The organism is Burkholderia sp. NFPP32, assembly GCF_900119325.1.
In the GTDB taxonomy this organism is placed as follows: domain Bacteria; phylum Pseudomonadota; class Gammaproteobacteria; order Burkholderiales; family Burkholderiaceae; genus Burkholderia; species Burkholderia pyrrocinia_C.
Genome location: NZ_FPJP01000013.1, coordinates 108,995 through 131,137, shown reverse-complemented (window position 1 = coordinate 131,137; position 22,143 = coordinate 108,995). Strand labels below are relative to the sequence as shown.

Sequence of the window (22,143 nt, the reverse complement as noted above, 5' to 3'; positions counted from 1 at the left end):
TCGCTGCGACGTCGCACCGTGACGGGCACTCTTCCCGGCTGCCGGCAGCGCAACCGGCCGATGCGTTTTTCGTCAATGCGAACGGGAAACGCGTCGGTAACAAACCGTGGTCCAATCGGGAAAAATTGGAGTCCTGCTTATATCGATCGATGTGGTTCGGATCGAAGAAAACCGGATATCGCGCGATCGGATCGTGGCGCCCGTCGATTCCAATGACGATAGTAGGTACCGAATCGCCGGTATCGGTTGACTCATGTCAAGCGGAAACCAGGGGGCTGCAACGGACAAGAGCGGGGAGCCTGCAAGCGGTCGGCGGTGGATGGGCGCAGGCGTCGACGCTTTGCACTTCTCCCCCCGGCGGCTTGCTCAAGCCCGGCGTACGACGCAACCCGTGGGTTTGATACATGCTTGGCGCAGATGTCAAGCGAAGCACCGCTCGAAACGCATCTCCGCCGAAGTGACACAGATCAAGGGGGGGAACCGCACTCGTCGGATATAAGTGAACCCGAAGCGGCGACGCCATGAGGCGGCGCCATCCCATGTTCCCGTATTTACCGAGGCATTCCATGCGCGCCATCGCGCTTCCCGCTGACTTCCACATCGCCGTTGCGCGGTGCGTGCGTTTCGTTGCGATGACAACGGGCGCGGGACTGCTTTCGGGATGCCTGTCGCTTGCGCCGCCCGACGAGCGTCCCGCCGCGCCGATCCCTGCCGCATTTCCGGATCCATCCGTCAACGCCAACGCCCCGGCGGCGGCTCAGGTGCCGGCGTGGCAGCAGTACTTCGTCGATGCGCGGCTTCGCGCGTTGATCGCGCGGGCGCTCACCGACAATCGCGATCTGCGCGCGGCCGTCGCGCGCGTCGAGCAGGCACGCGCCGTTTATGGCATCCGCCGCTCGGACCAGTGGCCGTCGATCGATGCGGGCGCGGCCTACGCACGGTTTCGTACACCGGGCGGCTTCCTGTCCCCGACGCCCATGATCGGCCAGGTCTACGAGGTTCGGCTGGCCGAGACGCAATGGGAGATCGATTTCTGGGGCCGTGTGCGCAACCTGAAAGACGCGGCGCTCCAGCGCTACCTGGCGAGCGATGCGGCCCGGCGGGCCGCGACGCTGAGCGTGATCACCGCGGTCGCGGACGCGTACCTGACCCTGTGCGAACTCGACGAACGCATCGCGCTGACCCGCGCGACGATCGACACGCGGCGCGAATCGCTGCGGATTTTCAGGCTTCGCCATGCGGCCGGCGCGATCTCGCGACTCGACCTGACGCAATCGGAGATCCTGCTGCAGCAGGCGGAATCCCTAGGGGTTCAGTTGCAGCAGGCACGCGCGTCGGCTGCCGATGCGCTGGCGTTGCTCGTCGGTGGGGCACCGGATCTGCCCGACGCGCCGCTCGCGCTCGACGACGGCGCCGTGACGCCGTCGCTCGCACCCGGCCTGCCCTCCTCGCTGCTCGCCAATCGTCCTGACGTGATTGCGGCCGAGCACGAGTTGCAGGCGACGCGCGCGAACATCGGCGCGGCGCGCGCCGCATTCTTTCCCCGCATCGCATTGACGAGCTCGATCGGCTCGGGCAGCAGCGCGCTGCATGATCTGCTGTCGTCCGGCGCCGGCGTATGGTCGATCGCTCCCACCGTGACGCTGCCGCTTTTCGACGGCGGCCGAAATCGCTCGAATCTCGACCTTGCGCATGCGCAGCGCGACGAGGCGCTCGCGAAGTACGAAAAGACGCTGCAAGGCGCCTTCCGCGACGTGTCCGACGCGCTCGCGTCCCGCTACTGGCTGGCCGACCAGGTACGCATCGAGCGCGCCACGCTGGCCTCCCAAACCGAACGGGCGCGCCTGGCGAAGCTGCGCTACGACAGCGGTGCCACACGGTTTCTCGAAGTGCTCGATGCGCAACGGGACCTGATGAACGCCGAGCAGCAATGGGTAATGGCGCGCCGTGCGCTGCTGTCGAGCCGCGTCGCGCTGTACGGCGCGCTCGGCGGCGCAACGCACGAGGACGACGAGGCCGCCGCGTCGCCGATCAACACTTCGACCGATCCGGATTCCAGACGATGAAAACCATCAAGCGCCCTCTTCTGATCGGTGCAGGCGCCGCCGTGCTCGCGATCGGCCTGATCTACTACGGGTGGACACGCTGGCGTGACGGACACGCGGATGCCGGCCTGGTGAGCGGCAACGGCCGGATCGAGGCGACCGAGATCGACGTCGCGACCAAGCTGCCGGGGCGCGTCGCCGCGATGCTCGTCGACGAAGGCGACTTCGTGAAGGCCGGGCAGCCGCTCGCGCACATGGACGTCGTCGTCCTGCAGGCGCAGCTCGACGAAGCGCGCGCCAGGGAGCAGCAGGCGGTGAACACCGCGGCGAGCATCGACGCGCAGGTCGCGCAGCGTCGCAGCGACAAGGCAGCGGCGACGGCTGTCGTCGTGCAGCGGGAAAGCGAACTCGATGCGGCGACGCGGCGGCTCGCGCGTTCCGAGACGCTGTCGCGCGACGGGGCGTCGTCGCTGCAGGAGCTCGACGACGATCGCGCGCGCGCGGGCAGCCTGCGGGCAACCGTGAGCGCCGCGCGCGCGCAGGCGGAAGCCGCCCAGGCCGCGATCGACGCCACGAAGGCCCAGCTGGTTGCGGCGCGCTCCGCCGTGACGGCCGCGCAGGCGACCGTCGCGCGCGTGCAGGCCGACATCTCGGACAGCGATCTGACGTCGCCGCGCGACGGGCGCGTCCAGTATCGCGTGGCCGAATCGGGCGAGGTGCTGCCGGCAGGCGGCAAGGTGCTCAATGTCGTCGACCTGTCGGACGTCTACATGACGTTCTTCCTGCCCGAAACGGTCGTCGGTCGAGTGCCGCTCGGCGCCGACGTGCGGATCGTGCTCGACGCGGCGCCGGAATACGTGATTCCGGCACGCGTGTCGTACGTGTCGAGCACCGCGCAGTTCACGCCGAAGACGGTCGAGACGGCCACCGAGCGGCAGAAGCTGATGTTTCGCGTGAAGGCGCGCATCGACCGCGATCTGCTGCAGCGCCATCTGAAGCTCGTCAAGACCGGGCTGCCGGGTGTCGCGTGGCTGAAGGTCGATCCGAGCATGGCGTGGCCCGAGCGCCTCGCGATCAGGGTGCCGCAATGAAATCGATGTCGCCGGCCGGCGCCGACGCCGGATCGACCGAAGGCCCGCCTGTTGCGGGTGCACCCGGCACGGTCGTCCGGCTGTCGGGCGTCTCGTTGCGATACGGCGGCAAGTACGCGCTCGACGATGTGACGCTCGAGATTCCGGCCGGCCGCATGGTCGGGCTGATCGGGCCGGACGGGGTCGGCAAGTCGAGCCTGCTCGCGCTCGCTTCCGGCGCGCGCGAGGTCCAGCAGGGTCAGGTCTGGACCCTCGACGGGGATCTGTCGTCACGGCGCCACCGCGAACGCGTCTGCCGGCGGATCGCGTACATGCCGCAAGGCCTGGGCCGGAACCTGTATGCGACGCTGTCGGTCGAGGAAAACCTGCAGTTCTTCGCGAGACTGTTCGGCCACGATGCGGCGGAGCGCCGCCGCCGGATCGACACGCTTACGCGCAGCACCGGCCTCCACCCGTTCCTCGACCGTCCCGCCGGCAAACTGTCCGGCGGCATGAAGCAGAAGCTCGGCCTGTGCTGCGCGTTGATCCACGATCCCGACCTGCTGATCCTCGACGAGCCGACGACCGGCGTGGATCCGCTCTCGCGCGCGCAGTTCTGGGATCTGATCGGACGCATTCGCGCCGCTCGCCCGGCGATGAGCGTACTGGTCGCCACCGCGTACATGGACGAGGCCCGGCGTTTCGACTGGCTGATCGCGATGGACGCCGGCCGCGTGCTGGCGACGGGCAGCCCCGGCGAACTGCTCGCCCATACCGGTTGCGACACGCTGGAAGCCGCGTTCGTCGCGTTGCTCCCGGACGCACGCCGGCGCGGGCACCAGCCGATCCGGATCGAGCCTTTTCAGCCCGATGCTTCCGCCGGTTATGCGATCGAGGCCGATGCGCTGACGATGCGGTTCGGCGATTTCGTCGCGGTCGATCACGTGAGCCTGCAGATCCGCCGGGGCGAAATCTTCGGTTTTCTCGGCTCCAACGGCTGCGGCAAATCGACGACCATGAAGATGCTCACGGGGCTGCTCCCCGCATCCGAAGGCACCGCGACGCTGTTCGGTCGACCGGTCGCCGCGGACGACATCGACACCCGCCGGCGAGTCGGCTACATGTCGCAAGGTTTTTCGCTGTACGGCGAACTGACCGTCCGGCAGAACCTCGTGCTGCATGCGCGCCTGTTCGGCGTACCGGAGCCGGAGGTATCCGGACGGGTTGCCGAAATGGTCGAGCGCTTCGGGCTCGCCGACGCGCTCGACGCGCTGCCCGAGCGCCTGCCGCTCGGCATGCGGCAGCGGCTGTCCCTCGCGGTGGCGATGGTGCACAAGCCCGAACTGCTGATCCTCGACGAGCCGACGTCGGGCGTGGATCCCGTCGCCCGGGACGATTTCTGGCGACTGATGATCGAGCTCGCGCGGCACGATCGCGTGACGATCTTCATTTCGACGCACTTCATGAACGAGGCCGAGCGCTGCGATCGCATCTCGCTGATGCACGCGGGCCGCGTGCTCGCGAGCGCCGCGCCCGCGGAACTGGTTCGCATGCGCGGCGCCGGCACGCTCGAGGAGGCGTTCATCGGATACCTGACCGATGCGCAGCAAGCGGACGGCGCGTTGACGGAGACACCGTCCGACGCCGGCTGGCTTGCCGCGCCGCCTGAGGCGGCCGGCACGAGCCACGGGGCCGCGTGGTTCAGCCCGGCGCGCGCCGGCAGTTATCTGTGGCGCGAGGTGCTTGAACTGCGACGCGACCCGCTGCGCGCGACGCTGGCGCTGTTCGGTTCGCTCGTGTTGATGTGCGTGATCAGTATCGGCATCAGTCTCGACGTCGACAACCTGACGTTCGCGGTGCTCGACCGCGACCAGTCGATCCTGAGCCAGGACTATGCGCAGAACCTCGCCGGCTCGCGCTACTTCGTGCCGCGCGCGCCGCTCGTGGACGATCGCGACATCGATCGCCGCATGCGCAACGGCCACCTGTCGCTCGCGATCGAGATCCCGCCCGGGTTCGCACGCGATGTCGCGCGCGGCCGGCGCGTCGAGATCGGCGCATGGGTCGACGGTGCGATGCCGATGCGCGCGGAGACGATCCGCGGCTATGTCGCCGGCATGCACGAGAACTGGCTGCGCGATCAGGCGAAGCGCCGGCTCGGCGCGTCGCTCACCCCCGCGGTCGACGTCGCCGTCCGCTATCGCTACAACCCGGACGTCAAGAGCCTGCCGGCGATGATTCCGGCGATCATGCCGATGCTGCTGCTGATGCTGCCCGCGATGCTCACGGCGCTCGCCGTGGTGCGGGAGCGGGAGCTCGGGTCGATCGTCAACCTGTACGTGACGCCGGTCACGCGGGCGGAATTCCTGCTCGGCAAGCAGGCGCCCTACGTGATGCTGGCGATGCTGAATTTCCTGCTGATGGTCGTGCTGGCCGACGTCGTGTTCGGCGTGCGGATCAAGGGAAGTTTCGCGACGCTGACGGCCGCGGTGCTGATATTCAACGTCGTGGCCACGGGCATCGGGCTGTTCGCGTCGACGTTCACCCGCAGCCAGATCGCCGCGATCTTCATGACGATCATCGGCACGCTGATCCCCGTCGTGCAGTTCTCGGGCCTGCTCACGCCGCTGTCGTCGCTCGAAGGCAGCGGCAAGTGGGTCGGGACGGTCTACCCGGCCACCTACATGCTCGCGATCAGCCGCGGCGTCTACAACAAGGCGCTCGGGCTGGCCGACCTGTCGTCACAGTTCTGGCCGCTGCTCGCGGCGGTACCGGTCATCCTGATCATGACCGGTCTCCTGCTGCGCAAACAGGAGCGCTGACCATGTCGCGCCTGCTCGCCATTTACCGGCTCGGGGTCAAGGAACTCTGGAGCCTCGCCCGCGACCCGATCCTGCTCGCGCTCATCGTCTACACGTTCAGCGCGTCGATCTACGTCGCCGCCACCGCTCGCCCGGAAACGCTGCACAAAGTGCCGATCGCGATCGTCGACGAGGACGCGTCGCCGCTGTCGGCGCGCATCGTCGCGGCGTTCTTCCCGCCGCAGTTCGCGGCGCCGCCGATAATCGACGCCGTCGCGGCCGATCGCGGTCTCGACAACGGCGACTACACGTTCTCGCTCGATATTCCGCCGGACTTCCAGCGCGACGTGCTGGCCGGCCGCCATGCGACGATTCAGCTCAACGTCGATGCGACGCGCATGACCCAGGCATTCACCGGCAGCGGTTACGTCCAGCAGATCGTGTCCGGCGAGATCGACGCGTTCGTGCGGCGCTATCGCGGCACGCCGCGGCCGCCCGTCGATCTCGCGATGCGGATGCGCTTCAACCCGAATCTCGACGAGGTATGGTTCGGCGCGCTGATGGAGCTGATCAACAACGTGACGATGCTGTCGATGATCCTGACCGGGGCGGCACTGATCCGCGAGCGCGAGCACGGCACGATCGAGCATCTGCTGGTCATGCCGGTGACCGCGGCGGAAATCATGCTCGCGAAGGTCTGGTCGATGGGGCTCGTCGTCACGGTGGCGGCCGTCGCATCGCTGACGTTCGTGGTGGGCGGCGCATTGCACGTGCCGATTCCGGGCTCCGTGCCGCTGTTCGTCGCCGGGATGGCGTTGCACCTGTTCGCGACGACGTCGATGGGGATCTTTCTCGCGACGCTCGTGCGCAGCATGCCGCAGTTCGGGATGCTGCTCGTGCTCGTGTTGCTGCCGCTGCAGTTGCTCTCAGGCGGGCTGACGCCGCGAGAAAGCATGCCGCTGGCCGTGCAGGACGTCATGCTGGCCGCGCCGACCACCCATTTCGTCGAGCTGGCGCAGCGCATCCTGTATCGCGGCGCCGGCTTCGATGCGGTATGGCTACAGTTCGCGGTGCTGTTCGCGATCGGATGCGCGCTGTTCCTGCTGTCGCTGATGCGGTTCCGCAAGACGATCGGCCAGATGACGTGACCGACCCGGCGAGCGGCACTGCGCCGCGCGCGCTGTCGCACTATCTTGGAGGCGTTCCCTGTGCAGACGACGGATCCTGGAGCGAGCGGAAGCCTTCCTGTATCTCGAGGATCTGCGTCGCGCAACCGTCGTATTGCCAGCCCGGGCCGCCATTGCTGTCGTACATGCCTTTGCACATCGCCTTGAGCCGGATCGTCGAGCTCCCGTCTGCCGATGCCGTACGGGACGCCCAGAGATAGACGTTTCCGGCCAGACTCGGCTGCGCGGTTTCGATCAGGTCCGGGCCGAATCGCGTGATCCGGGTCGACGAATGTCTTTCGATGAAGTCCCGAGTGCGATTCCACGCACGGTCGCATTCGGATTGCGTCGCACACCGCAGCAATGCCGTCTGGCGCGTCTCGAGCAGTTGCGTTTCCTTCTTCCTGAATGCGGCGGTATGCTCCTCTCCCGCGCAAGCGCTCAACGCGAGCAGCACGCTAATCGCCAACCATCGTCGTTTCATCGCCAACGCCTCGCACCGCCGTGAGTTCCATACGCAAACGCGCGGCATCGGCTGGGTCATCCGGCTTCCGAACGTGCCGCGCTGGTCGGCTCCGCGCACCACGTGCGCAAGCCTTGGTGTCGACTGTATGTGGGTGCCGACGGGCGCGGTTGACGCACATCAAGCCCGCGAAACGGAGCGCCCCGCATGCCGGACGGCCGCTCGCCGCCATTCTCCTGTCGAATCGCCACGGTCGCGCGCTCCCTCGCACGCGGACACGGCAATCCCTGACTTCCGTCAAAGCGATTGCACGCACACGCGATGTAATCGGAACACCGAACTCCTCAACTCCCGGCGGGGCAAGCCATGAAACTGACTTTTCTCGGTGCGACCGAAACCGTGACCGGATCGAAGTATCTGGTCGAGCATCGCGACCGGCTCATCCTGGTCGACTGCGGCCTGTTCCAGGGCACGAAGAACCTGCGGCTGCGCAACTGGAACCCGCTGCCGATCGCGCCCGACACGCTGGATGCGGTGGTCCTCACGCATGCGCATCTCGACCACACCGGCTACCTGCCGGTGCTCGCGCGCGACGGGTTTCGCGGCCCGGTGTACTGCACGCAGGCCACGGCCGAACTCTGCGACATCATGCTGCGCGACAGCGCGCGGCTGCAGGAGGAAGAAGCCGATTTCGCGAACCGGCACGGTTATTCGAAGCACCACCCGGCCCGGCCGCTCTACACGACCGACGATGCGCAGCGCGCGCTGCACCTGATGAAACCCGCCGCATTCGACGAATGCGTCGCACTGGGCGGCAGCCTGTCGTTCCGGCTGCTGCCCGCCGGTCATATCCTCGGCGCGGCCAGCGTCGTCATGCACTGGGATCACAAGGTACTGGCGTTCTCCGGCGATCTCGGCCGCTATCACGACCCGATCATGCAGCCGCCGACGCCGCCGGCGCATGCGGATTACCTGGTCGTCGAATCGACGTACGGCGACCGGCTGCATCCGGCATCGGACCCCGAGACCGAGCTGGCGGCACTGTTCGAAAACACCTTCTCGCGCGGCGGCGTGGTCGTGATCCCCTGCTTTACCGTCGGCCGCGCGCAGGAGATCCTGCACTACATCGCGCGCCTGAAAGCGGCCGGCCGCATGGCGCGCGTGCCGGTGTTTCTCGACAGCCCGATGGCGACGGACGTGACGGAGATCTATCGCCACCACGTCCTCGAGCACCGGCTGACCTTGTCGGAAGCGAACGCGCTCGGCCACGCGGCGACGATGATCCGCACGGTCGACCAGTCGAAGGCGATCGCCGACCACCAGGGGCCGATGGTCATCATTGCGGGAAGCGGCATGGCGACGGGCGGGCGCGTGCTGCATCACCTGAGCCGCTATGCGCCCGATCCGCGCAACACGATCGCGCTGGTGGGCTACCAGGCCGCGGGCACGCGCGGCGCGGCGCTGGCGGCTCATGAGCCGACGCTGAAGATTCACGGGGAGTACGTGCGCGTGCGTGCGCGGGTCGAGTCGATCGCGTCGTTGTCCGCGCATGCCGACTACGAGGAAATCCTGCGATGGCTCGGCACGATGCAGCGCGCGCCGTTCCGGACCTTCGTCACGCACGGCGAGCCGGCGGCGGCCGATGCGCTGCGGCGGCGCATCGCCGAGACGCTGCATTGGCCGTGCGAGGTGCCGACCTACGGGCAGACCGTCGATCTCGACGAAGCCGAGCGCGACGATACGCGCGAACCGGCAACGCCGTCATCCTGACGACGTGCGGCACACGAATGCCGCACGTGTCCCGTCATCCTGCGCGACGGGCGCCCGCTCCCGCCGCGCCGCGCGCCGCCATCACGCCACTTCGATGATGACCTTCAGTGCATGCGTTTCCGCGGCGCGGCCGAACGTGTCGTACGCGCGCTCGACGTCGTCGAGCGAAAAACGGTGCGTGATCAAACGCTTCGGATCGAGCCGCCCCGCGCGCACGGTCTTCAGCAGCATCGGCGTGCTGACCGTATCGACGAGCCGGGTCGTGATCGCGATGTTGCGATCCCACAGCTTCTCGAGATGCAGGTCGGCCTTCACGCCATGCACGCCGACGTTCGCGACGACGCCGCCCGGCGCGACGAGCGACGTGCACATCTCGAACGTCGCCGGAATCCCGACCGCCTCGATCGCGCAATCGACGCCTACGCCGTCGGTCAGCTTCATCACGTCCGCGACAGGGTCGCCATTGGCGCCGTCGAAGCAGTCGGTCGCGCCGAAGCGCCGCGCGACGTCGAGCCGGTTGCGGTCCGGGTCGATCATGATGATCTGCGCGGGCGAGTAAAACTGCGCGGTCAGCAGCGCCGCCAGCCCGATCGGCCCCGCGCCGACGATCGCGACCGAACAGCCCGGCTGCACCTTGCCGTTCAGCACGCCGCATTCGAATCCGGTGGGCAGGATGTCGGACAGCATCACGAGCGCATCCTCGTCCGCGCCGGGCGGAAGCCGGTACAGGCTGGTCTGCGCGTGCGGAATGCGCACGTACTCGGCCTGCGTGCCGTCGATCCGGTTGCCGAGGATCCAGCCGCCCGTCGTGCAATGCGAGTACAGGCCGCGCCGGCAGTATTCGCACCGGCCGCACGATGTGATGCACGAGATCAGCACGTGATCGCCCGGCTGCAGCGAGTCGACCGCCGCGCCGACCTGCTCGACGATCCCGACGCCCTCGTGGCCGAGGACGCGGCCGGGTTCGCACGACGGCACGTCGCCCTTCAGGATGTGCAGGTCGGTGCCGCAGATCGTCGTGCGCGTCACGCGGACGATCGCGTCGGTCGGCGCCTGCAACTCCGGCATCGGCCGCCGTTCGAGCGCCTTGCGCCGCGGCCCCTGGTATACGAGTGCTTTCATTGCGTCATCTCCGTCGAAAGGGAGGTTCGTTCGTTGATCGGGCCCGGCGTGCGCGTTGCGGGCCGGCGTCGCATGCGCCGGCAGCGCTGCCGATGCGCAGGCCCGATGCCGCCGCGACGACGAGCGGCGCGATCGAAAACGCCGCCGGTCAGGTTCTTCATGTTTCCAGCACGTAAGCGCCGGGCGCCGCCCCCAGGCCGGCGTCCGGCGTGCGTGCCGGCACGTCGCCCGACCCGTGCGCGCGCAGCCAGTCGCGCCAGCACGTCCACCACGACCCGTCGACGGCGCGCGTTTCGTTCACGAAGTCGTGCTGGCTGCGGTAAGGCGCGCCCGGTTCGCGGGTGGCGTGGCGATAGTGGCGGCCCGGATGGCCGGGTTCCGACACGATGCCTGCGTTATGGCCGCCCGAGGTCAGCACGAAAGTCAGCGCGTTGTGCGTGAGCAGGTGGAGCTTGTAGACGGAGTGCCACGGCGACACGTGATCGCGCTCGGTTCCGACCACGAACATCGGCACGTCGATATCCGACAGCGCGACCGGCCGGCCGTCGACGCAATAGCGGCCTGCCGCGAGGTCGTTGTCGAGGAACAGCCGCTTCAGGTATTCCGTGTGCATCCGGTACGGCATGCGCGTGACGTCCGCATTCCACGACATCAGGTCGTTCGGCTTCGTGCGCTTGCCGAGCAGATACTCGCTCATCATGCGCGACCAGATCAGGTCGCGCGCATTCAGCAGCTCGAACGTGGCGGACATCTGCGAGCCGTCCAGGTAGCCTTGCCGCCACATCAGCGCGTCGAGCGCGGACAGCTCGCTCGCGTCGACGAACAGGCCGAGTTCGCCGGGTTCGCTGAAATCGGTCTGGGCCGCGAGCAGCGTGACGGAACGCAACGCGTCGTGCTGCCGCCCGTCGCGCGCGAGCGCCGCCGCGCCGATGGCCAGCAGCGTGCCGCCGAGGCAGTAGCCGACCGCGTGGACGGCTTCTCCGCACCGCTCGCGAACGGCGTCGAGCGCGGCGAGGCAGCCGTCGCGCAGGTAATCGTCGAGCCCGAGATCGCGCGACTCCGCGCCCGGATTGCGCCACGAGATCGCGAACACGGTGTAGCCCGCGTCGACCAGGAAGCGGATCAGCGAATTGTGCGGCTGCAGGTCGAGGATGTAGTACTTCATGATCCACGACGGCACGATCAGGATCGGCTCGCGTGCGACGCCGGCCGTCGTCGGTTCGTACTGCAGCAATTCGCACAGTGCGTTGCGCCACACGACCCGGCCCGGCGTGATCGCGACGTCGCGCCCGGGCAGATAGGCCCGGCCATCGCGCGGACGGGCGCCGCCGGCGCGATCGACCTGCGCGCCGAGATCGTCCAGCCAGTGCCGCGCACCGGCCGCGAAATTGGCGCCGCCGCTGCGTATCGTCGCGTCGAGCACGACCGGATTGGTCGCGATGAAATTACCCGGCGAGCATGCGTCGAGCCATTGCCGCGCGGCGAACCCGACGAGTGCCTCGTGATGCCGCTCGACGCCCCGCACGCCGCGCGTCGCATCGTGCCACCAGTGCTGGATCGACAGGAAGCCGTCGCGATACGTGCAAAACGGCCAGTTCGACCATGCCGGTGCGGCGAAACGCGGATCGGCCTGCCCGGCATGCACCGTCAGCCCGGCCTCGTCCGGGTCGTCGGACGCGCCGTTCGCCGCCGGCAACGGACCGGCCGCGCGCCATGCCTGCCACGCCAGTTCGAAGCACTTTCCGGGCGACACGGCGAGATGCGCGCCCCAGTCGATCACGGCCAGCGCCAGCGACACCGGCGACAAGCCGAGTGTCATCGCGGCCAGGCTCGCCCGCGCCGCGCGATCCCATTGTTCGGACGGCGACACGTCGGGCCGCTCGCCCGCGCACGGACGCGGGGCCTGCGCGAGCTCACCGGCGTCGGCAGCCGGACGGCGCGTGACCTGCACGCGGATGACGGAATCGTTCATCGCATGTGCATGCCGCCGTTGACGTCGAATTCCGCGCCGGTCGCGAATGCGCCCGTGTCCGAGCACAGCCACGCGACGAGCGCCGCGATTTCGTCGGGGTTGCCGAGGCGCCCCAGCGGAATCTGCGGCAGGATTTTCGTGTCGAGCACGTCCTTCGGCACCGACTCGACCATCGCGGTCGCGAGGTAGCCCGGCGACACCGTGTTGACCGTCACGCCGTGTCGCGCGAGTTCGAGCGCGAGCGCCTTCGTGAAACCGTGAATGCCCGCCTTGGCGGCCGCATAGTTGGCCTGCCCGTACGCGCCTCTCGAGCCGTTCACCGAGCCGACGTTGACGATGCGGCCGAAGCCGGCTTCGATCATGCCGGGCACGAACGGCTTCGTCATGTTGAACATGCTGTCGAGATTGGTGCGCAGCACCGCGTCCCACATGCTCTTGGTCATCTTCACGAAGCTGGCGTCGCGCGTGATGCCGGCGTTGTTGACGAGCACGTCGACATGTCCGAATTGCGCGAGCACGCGCGCCGCGCAGTGCTGGCACGAGTCGTAGTCGGCGACGTCGACCTCGAACGCATGGAAGGTGCGCCCTGCTTCGCGTTCTTGTACCAGCCAGGTCGCGATATGGTCGTTGTGCTCCGTGTGCGACACGGCGACGGTCATGCCAGCGGCGTGCAGACGACGGCTGATCGCGGCGCCCAGGCCGCCCGTGCCGCCCGTCACGAATGCGACACGGTCAGCGCACATGATCGTGCTCCTGCGTCGCATTCGCGCCGGCCATGTCCGTCATGCCGCGTCCGAACGCCGCCATCCATTCGTGCCACGGCATGCTCGCTTCGTTGACCACGGCCAGCCGGCTCACGTCGGGCAGCCAGTCGGTCTGGTAGCGCGACAGCATGTCCGCGCCATACTCGCGCAGCCAGGTGCGCCAGACCCCCGCCTCCTCGTATTGCGTGCGCATGCCCCATTCGACGGCGTCCTGCCAGATCGCGGCACTCGCGATCGCATAATCGCGCATCACGCGCTGTGCCGCCGCGCCGAACTCGGTCCATTCCCGCGTTTGCGCGAGCGCCTGCTGCAACTGCCGCGCCGCGTCGCGATCCCGCTCGATGCGCCGTCCCGTCAGCGCATGCCATTCGTGCTGCCAGTCGCGATTCAGCGCGAACAGGCGCAGCGCGATGTCGCAGGCTGCCCGGCACGCGCCGTTCGGTGTCGTCAAAGCGTCGGTGGTCATCGTCTTCCCTCTGTCGATTCGGTCGAAGGGTCGGCCCCCCCGGCTGCACCCCGGGCGGCACCCGTCTTGCGCCGCCTGCCCGGTACCGGCCGCGACCGCCTCACTGTGCGGCTGTGCGGCACGGCGGCCGTTGATCTGCGTCAAGCGCGCGGGAAGCCCGCTTCGTAGACTGAATTGCAATGGCGGATACACCGTCGATGGAGCGATCCCGATGAGCTACAAGAGCATGGTCGTGCATCTCGATACGAGCGTTCGCGCGCATTCGCGCCTCGAGCTCGCGTTGCGTCTCGCGCGGCGCTTCAAGGCGCACCTGACCGGGGTGTTCGCGATCTACACACCGGAGCCGACTTCGTTTTACGTGATGGCCGGTTCCGCCGATTACTTTCGCGAACAGCGCGACCAGCGCGACGAGCGTCTCGCCGCGCTCGAACGCCTGTTTCATGCCGAAACGGCACGGGCCGGCGTATCGTCGGCCTGGATTCGCGCCGACGAGCGCGCCAACGTCGCGGTGCCGCGTCTCGCGCGTCTCGCGGATCTCGTGATCGCGGGCCAGAGCGACCCGAACGATCCCGAAACCCATATCGACGACCAGTTTCCGGAAACGCTCGTGCTGTCGGCGGGGCGTCCGGTGCTGTTCGTGCCGTATGCCGGGGAATTCCCGTCGCTCGGCGAACGCGCGCTGGTGGCGTGGGACGGCAGCCGCGAGGCCACGCGCGCCGCGCACGACGCGCTGCCCTTTCTCGAGCACGCGAAACGCACGACGGTCGTCGCGGTGGTCGACGGCGATTCCGAAGCGGCGACCACCCGCATTCCGGCCGCGGATGCCGCGCTGATGCTTGCGCGCCACGCGCCGGACGTCAACGTGCTCGACATCGATAGCGGCGCCGGCACGTCCGTCGGCGACACGCTGCTGTCGCGCGCGTACGAAACGGGCAGCGATCTGCTCGTGATGGGCGCGTACGGCCATCCGCGCTGGCGCGAACTGCTGATGGGCGGCGCCACGCGCACGGTGCTGGCGTCGATGACGCTGCCGGTACTGATGTCTCACTGAGGATGGTCGCACTGAGCGCGCCGATGCGTACGCTCGCGCTGCTCGTCGTCGAGCCGACCGACGCAGCGTGGATTGCGGTGCGGCGGCTGCGACGCGACGGCGCCGCTTGATCCAGATCAGCGCGATCGGCGCGCGTGCGCCGATGATGAAATCGTTGACACGCGTTCAGAGGGAACCTCCATGTACTCGAACATTCTGGTCGCGCTCGACGGCAGCGAACCGTCGTCCCGCGCGCTCGACGCCGCACTGACGCTTGCGTCGGAATCGGGCGCGCGGCTCACGCCGGTCTACGTCGTCGATTTCCTGGTGCCGGCCTACGACATGTACGGCTACGATCCGTCGATCCTGATCGACGCGTTCCGCGAGGAAGGGCTGCGCGTCACCGACGACGCGGCGAAGCGCATGGCTGCGCGCGGCGTAACCGGCACGCCGCGGATCGCCAATGTCGATCCGGGCGGCGAAGACGTCGCGCAGCGGCTCCTGATCGTCGCGAAGGAAGCCGGCGCCGACCTGATCGTGATGGGCACCCACGGCCGGCGCGGCTTCAGCCGCCTCGTCCTGGGCAGCGTCGCCGAGCGCTTGTTGCGGCGCGCCGCGTGCCCCGTGCTGATGATTCCGGCGAGTTGCGCGCCGGTACCCGCTGCGGCGCCCGCCGCCGCATCGACCGAAAAGGAGCCGTCATGAGCTACAAGACCCTGCTCGTCCATCTCGACGATAGCGATCGTTGCGCGACGCGCGTCGAACTGGCGCTCGAACTCGCAGGACGCTGGAACGCGCACCTGATCGGCCTGTACGTGGTCTGCCAGGATCTCTTCGAACCGTTGCGGCGGCCCGACGAGCCGCTCAAGCTCGCGGAGTACGAGCGCCTGTGCGAACAGCGGCGCAAGGACGCGGAGGAGAAATTCCTCGAAGCCGCCGAGCGCGCGGGGCGCAGCGTCGAATGGCAGGCGCCCGCCGGCGCCGCGACCGACGCCGCGATCCTGCATGCGCGCCATGCCGACCTGCTCGTGCTCGGCCAGGAGGATCCGGACGACCGCCTGACGCACGTCGCGCACCATTTCATCGAGGACGTCGTGATGGGCAGCGGCCGTCCGGCGCTCGTCGTGCCGTACGCGGGCGACGTGCGCAAGATCGGCGAGAACGTGCTGATCGGCTGGGACGGCGGACGCGAAGCCGCGCGCGCAATGGCCGACGCGCTGCCGCTGCTCGCGCGTGCGCGCTTCGTCAACGTCGAGACGGTCAGCCACGGGCAACCCGATCCGGACAAGACGCCGGCAGGTGTGGACGTCGCCGCATACCTGGAGCGCCACGGCATCCGCGCATCGTTCTCGACGACGACACGCCCAGGCACGGTCGGCGTCGGCGCGACGCTGCTGAACCGGGCCACCGACCTCCACGCGGACCTGATCGTGATGGGCCTGTACAGCCATACCCGGATGCACGAGCGCGTACTCGGCGGCGCGACGCGCACGATCCTCGAAACCATGACGGTGCCGGTGCTGCTGTCGCACTGAGCATGAACGCGAACGGGGCGGCCTCCGTCGGCCGCCCCGTCGTCCTGGCGGATCACGACGCGCCCGAATCGTCGCGGACCAGCAGCACGGGCCGGTCCGCGGTGCGCAGCAGCGACTCGGCGACGCTGCCGAGCAACGCCCTGCGAACACCCCGCCGGCCGTGCGTCCCCATCACGATCAGGTCGGCATCGCAGTCGGCGGCCGCGCGCGCCAGCACCGACGCCACGTTCTCGCCGCACGCGTCGATCGTTTGCGCGGTGCCGCGCACCCCGCACAGCCGGAACGCGGTCTCGGCATCGGCGACCGCCGTCGCCGCGCGGTCTGCCCCTACTCCGCCCGGGTCGATCCGATCGACATAGCCGCTATCGACATTCGTCGGCTGCGGCGTATCCGACACGACGCACACGGCGACGACGAGGCCGCCCGACGCGCGGGCGAGCGTTATCGCCTCGTCGAGCGCGAGCCGCGCGCCGCGACTGTCGTCGAGCGCGGCGAAGATCCGTTCATACATGGCGCCTCCCGGTTTATCCATCCCGTTCCGGCCGGATCGGGATCTTCAGTCTGGGCCCGCCGCAGTCCGGCCCGTTGACACCGATCAAGCGGGCCTCGCGGCGGACATGGCTGCCCCGTGCATGCGCGCCGATTGGCGAACACCTGCAAGACGCGCATCCTCGAGAAAATGCAGATGCCGAACGATGCGGCGCTCGTGCGTTACGCCGTACGCCACAAGCTGTTCGACGACACGGACGAACCCTGAGCGCGACAAGACGCCGCACGCTTGTAGGAATTGCCCTACAGCCCTTCTTCAACGCCTACTTAATCTTCCATTTCCGCTGATTACATTCGCGCGTCCGGCTGTCCATACTTCCCGTCAAGAAAAACAAACACGCGTGCCTCCCGGAGCGGCGCGGCGGCGCAGTCCTGCCTCGACTGCATCGTCGTCCCGACGCCCCGGTGCGGCGCGTCCTTGATGAAGGCGGCGAAGATTCACGCCGCCCGTAGCGGCCAGCGCGACCGTGCCCACGCGATTCGCCGCCGCCCAACAAACCGGAGCAGATCATGCAGAGCCATGCCGAAGTGTCGATGCCGCCGCAGTCGCGCCCCTTTATTCCGCTGCACGCCGTCGAGCGGTCGGACCAGCCGAAGCGCGCGTCGTCCCGCTGTTCTTCGTGCGCGCTGCGCGCCGTTTGCCTGCCCCAGGAACTGACACCCGACGATTTCGTGCGGGTCGACGCGATGATCTGCACGACGCGTCATGTCAAGCGCGGCGACACCCTGTATCGGGCCGGCGATACATTCAACAGCATCTACGCGGTGAGAACCGGATCGTTCAAGACCGTCGTCATGCATCGCGACGGCGACGAGCAGGTGACCGGCTTCCAGATCGTCGGCGAATCGCTCGGACTGGAGGGGGTGCACACCGGCCATCACAACGGCGATGCGATCGCGCTTGAGGACAGCACCGTCTGCATCATTCCGTTCGGCCAGCTCGAACAGATCTGCCGAGAAGTACGGACGATGCAGCACCACGTCTACCAGATGATGAGCGGCGAGATCGTCCGCGAGTCGGCGTTGATGCTGCTGCTCGGTACGATGAGCGCGGAACAGCGCGTGGCCGCGTTCCTGCTGAATCTCTCCACGCGTTTCAAGGCGCGCGGCTACTCGGCCGCGGAGTTCGTGCTGCGGATGACCCGCGACGAGATCGGCGAGTATCTCGGCATGAAACTCGAGACGGTCAGCCGCATGCTGTCGAAGTTCCAGCAGAAAGGGCTCGTCGCGACGCAGGGCAAGCAGATCCGCATCGTCGATTCGGAAGGGCTCGCGCGCATCTGACCGCGCGGATTTTCCGGCTCGCACGTCGCGCGGTTCAGCCGCGCATGTCGAGTACGGCGGCGCCCGATAGATGCCCCATGCGCAGGTCCGAGAGCGCGCGGTTCGCGTCGGTCAGCGCATAGCGCGTTGCTTCGACCCGCAGCGGCGTCGCGTCGGCGATCCGCATGAACGCGACGGCATCCGCGCGCGTCAGGTTGGCCACCGATGCGATGCGGCGCTCGCCCCACAGCCACGCGTACGGAAAAGCCGGGATGTCACTCATGTGAATGCCGCCGCACACGACGATCCCGCCCTTGTCGACCGCCCGCAGCGCCGCCGGCACCAGTGCGCCGACCGGCGCGAAAATCAGCGCGGCGTCGAGCGTCTCGGGCGGCGCTTCGTCGCTGCCGCCCGCCCATGCCGCCCCCAGCGACAGCGCAAGCTGCTGCGCAGCGGTATCGCCGGGTTTCGTCAGCGCGAACACCCGGCGTCCTTCGTGGTGTGCGATCTGCGCGACGAGATGCGCTGCCGCGCCGAACCCGTAGATCCCGATTCGCCGTGCGTCGCCGGCCATGCGCAACGTACGGTAGCCGATCAGGCCGGCGCAAAGCAGCGGTGCGGCCTCCCGGTCGGCGTAGCGCTGCGGCAGATGCACGCAATAACGGTGGTCCGCAACGGTGCGCTCGGCATAACCGCCGTCGATCGTATAGCCGGTGAATCCGGGGCTGTCGCACAGATTCTCCCGTCCGGCGGTGCAATACGCGCAATGCCCGCAGGTCCGGCCGAGCCATGGCACGCCAACCCGGTCGCCGACCGCGAAACCCGTCACGCCTGCGCCCAGCGAGCGCACCGTCCCGACGATTTCATGCCCCGGAATCAGCGGCAGCTTCGGATGCGCGAGATCGCCGTCGACGACGTGGAGATCGGTACGGCACACGCCGCATGCGTGCACGTCGATCAGCAGCTGGCCCGCCGCGGGCCGTGGGTCCGGCACGTGTGCCTCGCGCAAATCCGGTGTCGTACCGTCGAACATCATCGCAAGCATATGAGCCTCCCCCGCGCGATCGGCGTCGCGCGCTTCGCTTGTTCCAAGCGTAGGCGCCTGGAACCGTGTCCGTACGACTCGCTGACGCGGGCTTGACGTGGGTCAACGGCCGCCGGCCGGTTGCTGACAGGATGAAATGGCGTTCCGCCGCTGGCCGGCTCCCTGGAGATTGCCGAATGACATCCGTTACCCCCGTTGCTGCAAGCCCCCGTCTCGACGATCGACTGCGGTCGCTGCTGGGCTACGCGGTGCTGGCGCCGTCGAGCCACAATTCCCAGCCGTGGCGGTTCATCGTCGACGGCACGACGATTGCTGTCTGCGCGGACCGGGTTCGCGCGCTGCCCGTGGTCGATCCGTACGATCGCGAACTGATCATCAGTTGCGGGGCGGCGTTGCTCAACCTCCGCGTCGCGCTCAATCATGCCGGGATCGCGCATACGATCAGCGCGTTCCCGTCCGACGTCGATCCCGACGTCCTGGCACTCGTGCGCGTGTGTGACGACGGCTACACCGACGCGGAGCTGGGTACGCTGTTCGCCGCGATCCCCGAGCGCGTCACGACGCGCGCCCCGTTCGAATCCGAACCCGTTCCGGACGCGCTCCAGCACGAGCTGATCGCGGCGGGCGCCGCGGAAGGCGCGGACGTGGCCTGTGCCGACTCGATCGCGCGGCGCGCGCGGGTGGCCGAGGTGATCGCCGACGCGGATCGCCAGCAGTTCGCCGACCCGCGGTTCCGGCGCGAACTGGCGAGCTGGATCGATCCGCGCCGGCACGTCGACGGCATGCCCGCGTTCGCGGCCGGCGTGCCGGCACTGCTGGATTTCGCGGCGCCGCTCGTGACGACCGCGGTGCGCACGTTCGATCTCGGCAACGGCCTGGCCGCGCTGCATCACCAGCTCGTCGGTGCGTCGCCGCTGATCGTCTGCATCGCGACGGCTCGCGACGATCGCGATGCCTGGCTCGCCGCCGGGCAAGCGCTCGAGCGCATGCTGCTCGTCGCGACGCGTGCGGGCTACACGGCGTCGTACCTGAACCAGCCGATCGAGACGGCCGGACTGCGCGCGCAGCTGTGCGACATGCTCGCGCTTCGCGGGCATCCGCAACTGCTGCTGCGCATCGGGCGCGGCCCGCATGTGCCGCATTCGCCGCGCCGACCGCTCGACGAAGTGATTTCCTGATCGCGCGCCGCGCCCGCTTTCGTCCTGACGAGGAAAAAAACATGAACGTCACGCGCCTACTCGCCGCCTGCATGCTCGCCGCGACGGCCGGCATCGCGGCCGCCCAGACGGCGGTGCCCGAACCGACCGCGCTCGTCGATGCCCAGCACTGCATGTTTTGTCATACATCCGACATGCCGTTTCTCGCGCCATCGTTCCACCAGATCGCGGAACGTTACCGGGGCGTACCGCACGCCCGGGAGCAACTCGAAATCAAGCTGCGCCTCGGCGGCCGCGCGCATTGGGGCGATACGCCGATGCCGTCCGCCGCCGAGCGCGGCGGGCCGCTCACGCGTGACGACGCCCGTCAACTGGTGCAATGGGTCCTGAGTCAGTAACCGGCCTTGTCAGCCCCCCCTTCCACCATGAGCGCCGTCAAACCGACCGCTGTCAGGGCCCGGCAACGTCGCGCGCGACCCTCGCGCCCGCTGTCGCCGCGGATGCGGCGCCGGGCCGAGACCGCGAACTGCATACAGGCCGATGAAGACACGACGCTCCTGAAGCGCCCCGGCATGCGGGGCATCCGGCTGCAACTCGACTACTGGAAAGCCGAGGAGCGTCTGCAGCAGGAACGCATCGGCCACACGATCGTGATTTACGGCAGCACGCGCATCGTCGCGCCCGCCGAAGCCAATGCGCGGCTGCGCGAAGCGAGCCGTGCGCTGGCGGAGCGGCCGCACGATGCTCGCCGGCGTCGCGCCGTCGCGGTCGCGAGTCGTCTGGTCAAATACAGTGCCTACTATCGCGTCGCGCGCGAATTCGGGCGCATCGTCGGCCGTGCCGACCGGCGTACCCGCACGGCAAGGCTCGCCGTGATCACCGGCGGCGGCCCGGGCATCATGGAGGCCGCCAATCGAGGCGCCTACGAAAACGGTGCACCGAGCATCGGCTTGAACATCGAACTTCCGCGCGAACAGGCGCCCAATCCCTATCTCACGCCGGCCCTGTGCTTTCGCTTTCACTATTTCGCGATCCGCAAGCTGCATCTGCTCGAACGCGCGAAAGCCGCCGTGTTCTTCCCGGGCGGGTACGGCACCTGCGACGAGTTGTTCGAGGTGCTGACGCTCCTGCAAACCCGGAAGATCGCGCCGCTTCCGGTCATACTCGTCGGCGAAGCATACTGGCGCCGCGTCGTCGATTTCGCCTTTCTCGCGGATGACGGGATGATCGATCGCAGCGATCTCGACTTGTTCGTCTATTGCGAATCCGCGCAGGACATCTGGCACGCAATCGGCTGCTGGTATGCGCAGCGGCGATCACGGCCGCCGCGGCGCGCGATGTAGGAATCGGCCGATTTCATCTGCCCGTTTCCTACACGCGGTTCGGGGCTGCCTGATTGAATCCCGCGGGAGCGGAAACGATACTGGATGCACGACGACCGGTCGTACCGCACATCGATTCCCGGCCGTTCGCCCAGGAGAGCCGTCATGCCACATGCGATGTCTTGTTTCGAACCGGGAAGCCGGGCAGCCGGCCGCACCGGCACCTCCAGGTCCGCTGCGCAAGGATGCACGGTACCCGATACGCAGACGCTCCTCGCACTTGCGCGCGAAGCCGGCATGATGGTCATGCTCGATGCCCAGATCGGGCGCGAACGCTACGAAAGCGTGACGGGATCGCTTGCCTCGCTGGCCCGTTTTGCCCGGGCGCTGCAGCTTTCGGCGCTCCAGGCTGCGTGATGTCGAGTGCCGTCGTGTCGCGCCGCCGGTATCCGGTCAGGCGGCCGCGCTCCCGTCATCCGGCGCAATGGCGCTTCCCGCTCTTGCGTTTCGCGCGCCTGTTACGGTCCGACGGCATCCCGTCGAATGCACGCTTGCCGGAGCAAGCCATGTCCGTCGCCCCGGCTTTTCCGTGACGAAACCGCG

21 protein-coding genes and 1 pseudogene are annotated in these 22,143 nt (G+C 68.2%); 14 read left to right on the top strand and 8 right to left on the bottom strand.

Features of this window, described 5'->3' with window-relative positions; genetic code table 11:
* The first annotated feature begins 566 nt into the window (after positions 1-566).
* The 4 genes from BT264_RS23350 to BT264_RS23335 are packed head-to-tail and all read left to right on the top strand — an operon-like array spanning position 567 to position 7,064.
* Positions 567-2,066: an efflux transporter outer membrane subunit gene (locus BT264_RS23350; RefSeq protein ID WP_072441180.1), complete on the top strand. Its 1,500-nt coding sequence runs from the start codon at positions 567-569 to the stop codon at positions 2,064-2,066.
* Positions 2,063-3,136 carry an HlyD family secretion protein gene (locus tag BT264_RS23345; protein ID WP_072441179.1) on the top strand — a complete coding sequence of 358 codons (1,074 nt, stop codon included), beginning with the start codon at positions 2,063-2,065 and terminating at the stop codon, positions 3,134-3,136. Before BT264_RS23350 ends, BT264_RS23345 begins: the two co-directional genes overlap by 4 nt.
* Positions 3,133-5,937, top strand: coding sequence for a ribosome-associated ATPase/putative transporter RbbA (rbbA, locus tag BT264_RS23340; RefSeq protein ID WP_072441178.1), 2,805 nt, complete (start codon positions 3,133-3,135; stop codon positions 5,935-5,937). The genes BT264_RS23345 and rbbA overlap by 4 nt, the downstream gene beginning before the upstream one ends.
* 2 nt (positions 5,938-5,939) lie before the next feature.
* Positions 5,940-7,064: an ABC transporter permease gene (locus BT264_RS23335; protein ID WP_072441174.1), complete on the top strand. Its 1,125-nt coding sequence runs from the start codon at positions 5,940-5,942 to the stop codon at positions 7,062-7,064.
* A gap of 40 nt (positions 7,065-7,104) precedes the next feature.
* Here the strand turns inward: BT264_RS23335 and BT264_RS23330 are convergent, their stop codons facing one another.
* On the bottom strand, positions 7,105-7,626 hold the full coding sequence (locus tag BT264_RS23330) for a hypothetical protein (RefSeq protein ID WP_256260698.1): 522 nt from the start codon (positions 7,624-7,626) through the stop codon (positions 7,105-7,107).
* 285 nt (positions 7,627-7,911) lie between these two features.
* On the opposite strand from BT264_RS23330, the gene BT264_RS23325 reads away from it, so the two are divergent.
* Entirely contained in the window at positions 7,912-9,315 is a 1,404-nt protein-coding gene (locus BT264_RS23325; protein ID WP_072441171.1) for an MBL fold metallo-hydrolase RNA specificity domain-containing protein, read from the top strand.
* A gap of 81 nt (positions 9,316-9,396) precedes the next feature.
* Here the strand turns inward: BT264_RS23325 and BT264_RS23320 are convergent, their stop codons facing one another.
* Genes BT264_RS23320 through BT264_RS23305 form a run of 5 tightly spaced genes read right to left on the bottom strand, consistent with a single transcriptional unit; the run spans position 9,397 to position 13,639 of the window.
* The gene (locus BT264_RS23320) at positions 9,397-10,437 is read right to left on the bottom strand and encodes a zinc-dependent alcohol dehydrogenase family protein (protein ID WP_072441170.1); all 1,041 of its coding nucleotides are present in this window, start codon (positions 10,435-10,437) and stop codon (positions 9,397-9,399) included.
* Positions 10,434-10,598, bottom strand: coding sequence for a hypothetical protein (locus tag BT264_RS39305; RefSeq protein ID WP_177318398.1), 165 nt, complete (start codon positions 10,596-10,598; stop codon positions 10,434-10,436). The genes BT264_RS23320 and BT264_RS39305 overlap by 4 nt, the downstream gene beginning before the upstream one ends.
* Positions 10,595-12,409: a PHA/PHB synthase family protein gene (locus BT264_RS23315; RefSeq protein WP_072441169.1), complete on the bottom strand. Its 1,815-nt coding sequence runs from the start codon at positions 12,407-12,409 to the stop codon at positions 10,595-10,597. Before BT264_RS23315 ends, BT264_RS39305 begins: the two co-directional genes overlap by 4 nt.
* Positions 12,406-13,152: an acetoacetyl-CoA reductase gene (gene phbB / locus BT264_RS23310; RefSeq protein ID WP_072441168.1), complete on the bottom strand. Its 747-nt coding sequence runs from the start codon at positions 13,150-13,152 to the stop codon at positions 12,406-12,408. Before phbB ends, BT264_RS23315 begins: the two co-directional genes overlap by 4 nt.
* Positions 13,142-13,639, bottom strand: a complete 498-nt coding sequence (locus BT264_RS23305; protein WP_072441166.1) for a hypothetical protein — start codon at positions 13,637-13,639, stop codon at positions 13,142-13,144. Before BT264_RS23305 ends, phbB begins: the two co-directional genes overlap by 11 nt.
* A gap of 211 nt (positions 13,640-13,850) precedes the next feature.
* Between BT264_RS23305 and BT264_RS23300 the strand changes: the two genes are divergently transcribed.
* The 3 genes from BT264_RS23300 to BT264_RS23290 all read left to right on the top strand — a co-directional run bounded on the left by BT264_RS23300 (position 13,851) and on the right by BT264_RS23290 (position 16,204).
* Positions 13,851-14,690: a universal stress protein gene (locus BT264_RS23300; protein WP_072441163.1), complete on the top strand. Its 840-nt coding sequence runs from the start codon at positions 13,851-13,853 to the stop codon at positions 14,688-14,690.
* A gap of 180 nt (positions 14,691-14,870) precedes the next feature.
* A complete protein-coding gene (locus tag BT264_RS23295) occupies positions 14,871-15,374 on the top strand; it encodes a universal stress protein (RefSeq protein WP_072441161.1) in 504 nt (167 codons plus the stop codon).
* Positions 15,371-16,204: a universal stress protein gene (locus BT264_RS23290; protein WP_072441152.1), complete on the top strand. Its 834-nt coding sequence runs from the start codon at positions 15,371-15,373 to the stop codon at positions 16,202-16,204. The genes BT264_RS23295 and BT264_RS23290 overlap by 4 nt, the downstream gene beginning before the upstream one ends.
* Before the next feature lie 52 nt (positions 16,205-16,256).
* Here BT264_RS23290 and BT264_RS23285 read toward each other — a convergent pair whose 3' ends face one another.
* Positions 16,257-16,715 carry a universal stress protein gene (locus BT264_RS23285; protein WP_072441150.1) on the bottom strand — a complete coding sequence of 153 codons (459 nt, stop codon included), beginning with the start codon at positions 16,713-16,715 and terminating at the stop codon, positions 16,257-16,259.
* Positions 16,716-16,856: 141 nt separating this feature from the next.
* Between BT264_RS23285 and BT264_RS38520 the strand changes: the two are divergent.
* Positions 16,857-16,961, top strand: a pseudogene (locus BT264_RS38520) (DNA-binding response regulator); the annotation flags it as partial.
* Positions 16,962-17,263: 302 nt separating this feature from the next.
* The gene (fnr, locus tag BT264_RS23280) at positions 17,264-18,037 is read left to right on the top strand and encodes a fumarate/nitrate reduction transcriptional regulator Fnr (protein ID WP_072441148.1); all 774 of its coding nucleotides are present in this window, start codon (positions 17,264-17,266) and stop codon (positions 18,035-18,037) included.
* 34 nt (positions 18,038-18,071) lie between these two features.
* Here the strand turns inward: fnr and BT264_RS23275 are convergent, their stop codons facing one another.
* The gene (locus BT264_RS23275) at positions 18,072-19,061 is read right to left on the bottom strand and encodes a zinc-dependent alcohol dehydrogenase family protein (RefSeq protein ID WP_072441146.1); all 990 of its coding nucleotides are present in this window, start codon (positions 19,059-19,061) and stop codon (positions 18,072-18,074) included.
* 176 nt (positions 19,062-19,237) lie between these two features.
* On the opposite strand from BT264_RS23275, the gene BT264_RS23270 reads away from it, so the two are divergent.
* From BT264_RS23270 to BT264_RS23255, 4 genes are all read left to right on the top strand, one after another.
* Complete coding sequence (locus BT264_RS23270; RefSeq protein ID WP_072441144.1) at positions 19,238-20,239, top strand: Acg family FMN-binding oxidoreductase; 1,002 nt, start codon at positions 19,238-19,240, stop codon at positions 20,237-20,239.
* Positions 20,240-20,280: 41 nt separating this feature from the next.
* Entirely contained in the window at positions 20,281-20,616 is a 336-nt protein-coding gene (locus BT264_RS23265; RefSeq protein ID WP_072441142.1) for a c-type cytochrome, read from the top strand.
* Between the two features lie 27 nt (positions 20,617-20,643).
* Positions 20,644-21,561: an LOG family protein gene (locus BT264_RS23260; RefSeq protein WP_072441140.1), complete on the top strand. Its 918-nt coding sequence runs from the start codon at positions 20,644-20,646 to the stop codon at positions 21,559-21,561.
* Between the two features lie 144 nt (positions 21,562-21,705).
* Positions 21,706-21,957 carry a hypothetical protein gene (locus BT264_RS23255; RefSeq protein ID WP_072441138.1) on the top strand — a complete coding sequence of 84 codons (252 nt, stop codon included), beginning with the start codon at positions 21,706-21,708 and terminating at the stop codon, positions 21,955-21,957.
* The last annotated feature ends 186 nt before the right edge of the window (positions 21,958-22,143 follow it).

Bases quoted from the DNA above. Each gene is read 5' to 3' on its own strand.
- BT264_RS23350 (WP_072441180.1), top strand. From the start codon at position 567: ATGCGCGCCATCGCGCTTCCCGCTGACTTCCACATCGCCGTTGCGCGG.
- BT264_RS23345 (WP_072441179.1), top strand. From the start codon at position 2,063: ATGAAAACCATCAAGCGCCCTCTTCTGATCGGTGCAGGCGCCGCCGTG.
- rbbA (WP_072441178.1), top strand. From the start codon at position 3,133: ATGAAATCGATGTCGCCGGCCGGCGCCGACGCCGGATCGACCGAAGGC.
- BT264_RS23335 (WP_072441174.1), top strand. From the start codon at position 5,940: ATGTCGCGCCTGCTCGCCATTTACCGGCTCGGGGTCAAGGAACTCTGG.
- BT264_RS23330 (WP_256260698.1), bottom strand. From the start codon at position 7,626: ATGACCCAGCCGATGCCGCGCGTTTGCGTATGGAACTCACGGCGGTGC.
- BT264_RS23325 (WP_072441171.1), top strand. From the start codon at position 7,912: ATGAAACTGACTTTTCTCGGTGCGACCGAAACCGTGACCGGATCGAAG.
- BT264_RS23320 (WP_072441170.1), bottom strand. From the start codon at position 10,437: ATGAAAGCACTCGTATACCAGGGGCCGCGGCGCAAGGCGCTCGAACGG.
- BT264_RS39305 (WP_177318398.1), bottom strand. From the start codon at position 10,598: ATGAAGAACCTGACCGGCGGCGTTTTCGATCGCGCCGCTCGTCGTCGC.
- BT264_RS23315 (WP_072441169.1), bottom strand. From the start codon at position 12,409: ATGAACGATTCCGTCATCCGCGTGCAGGTCACGCGCCGTCCGGCTGCC.
- phbB (WP_072441168.1), bottom strand. From the start codon at position 13,152: ATGTGCGCTGACCGTGTCGCATTCGTGACGGGCGGCACGGGCGGCCTG.
- BT264_RS23305 (WP_072441166.1), bottom strand. From the start codon at position 13,639: ATGACCACCGACGCTTTGACGACACCGAACGGCGCGTGCCGGGCAGCC.
- BT264_RS23300 (WP_072441163.1), top strand. From the start codon at position 13,851: ATGAGCTACAAGAGCATGGTCGTGCATCTCGATACGAGCGTTCGCGCG.
- BT264_RS23295 (WP_072441161.1), top strand. From the start codon at position 14,871: ATGTACTCGAACATTCTGGTCGCGCTCGACGGCAGCGAACCGTCGTCC.
- BT264_RS23290 (WP_072441152.1), top strand. From the start codon at position 15,371: ATGAGCTACAAGACCCTGCTCGTCCATCTCGACGATAGCGATCGTTGC.
- BT264_RS23285 (WP_072441150.1), bottom strand. From the start codon at position 16,715: ATGTATGAACGGATCTTCGCCGCGCTCGACGACAGTCGCGGCGCGCGG.
- fnr (WP_072441148.1), top strand. From the start codon at position 17,264: ATGCAGAGCCATGCCGAAGTGTCGATGCCGCCGCAGTCGCGCCCCTTT.
- BT264_RS23275 (WP_072441146.1), bottom strand. From the start codon at position 19,061: ATGCTTGCGATGATGTTCGACGGTACGACACCGGATTTGCGCGAGGCA.
- BT264_RS23270 (WP_072441144.1), top strand. From the start codon at position 19,238: ATGACATCCGTTACCCCCGTTGCTGCAAGCCCCCGTCTCGACGATCGA.
- BT264_RS23265 (WP_072441142.1), top strand. From the start codon at position 20,281: ATGAACGTCACGCGCCTACTCGCCGCCTGCATGCTCGCCGCGACGGCC.
- BT264_RS23260 (WP_072441140.1), top strand. From the start codon at position 20,644: ATGAGCGCCGTCAAACCGACCGCTGTCAGGGCCCGGCAACGTCGCGCG.
- BT264_RS23255 (WP_072441138.1), top strand. From the start codon at position 21,706: ATGCCACATGCGATGTCTTGTTTCGAACCGGGAAGCCGGGCAGCCGGC.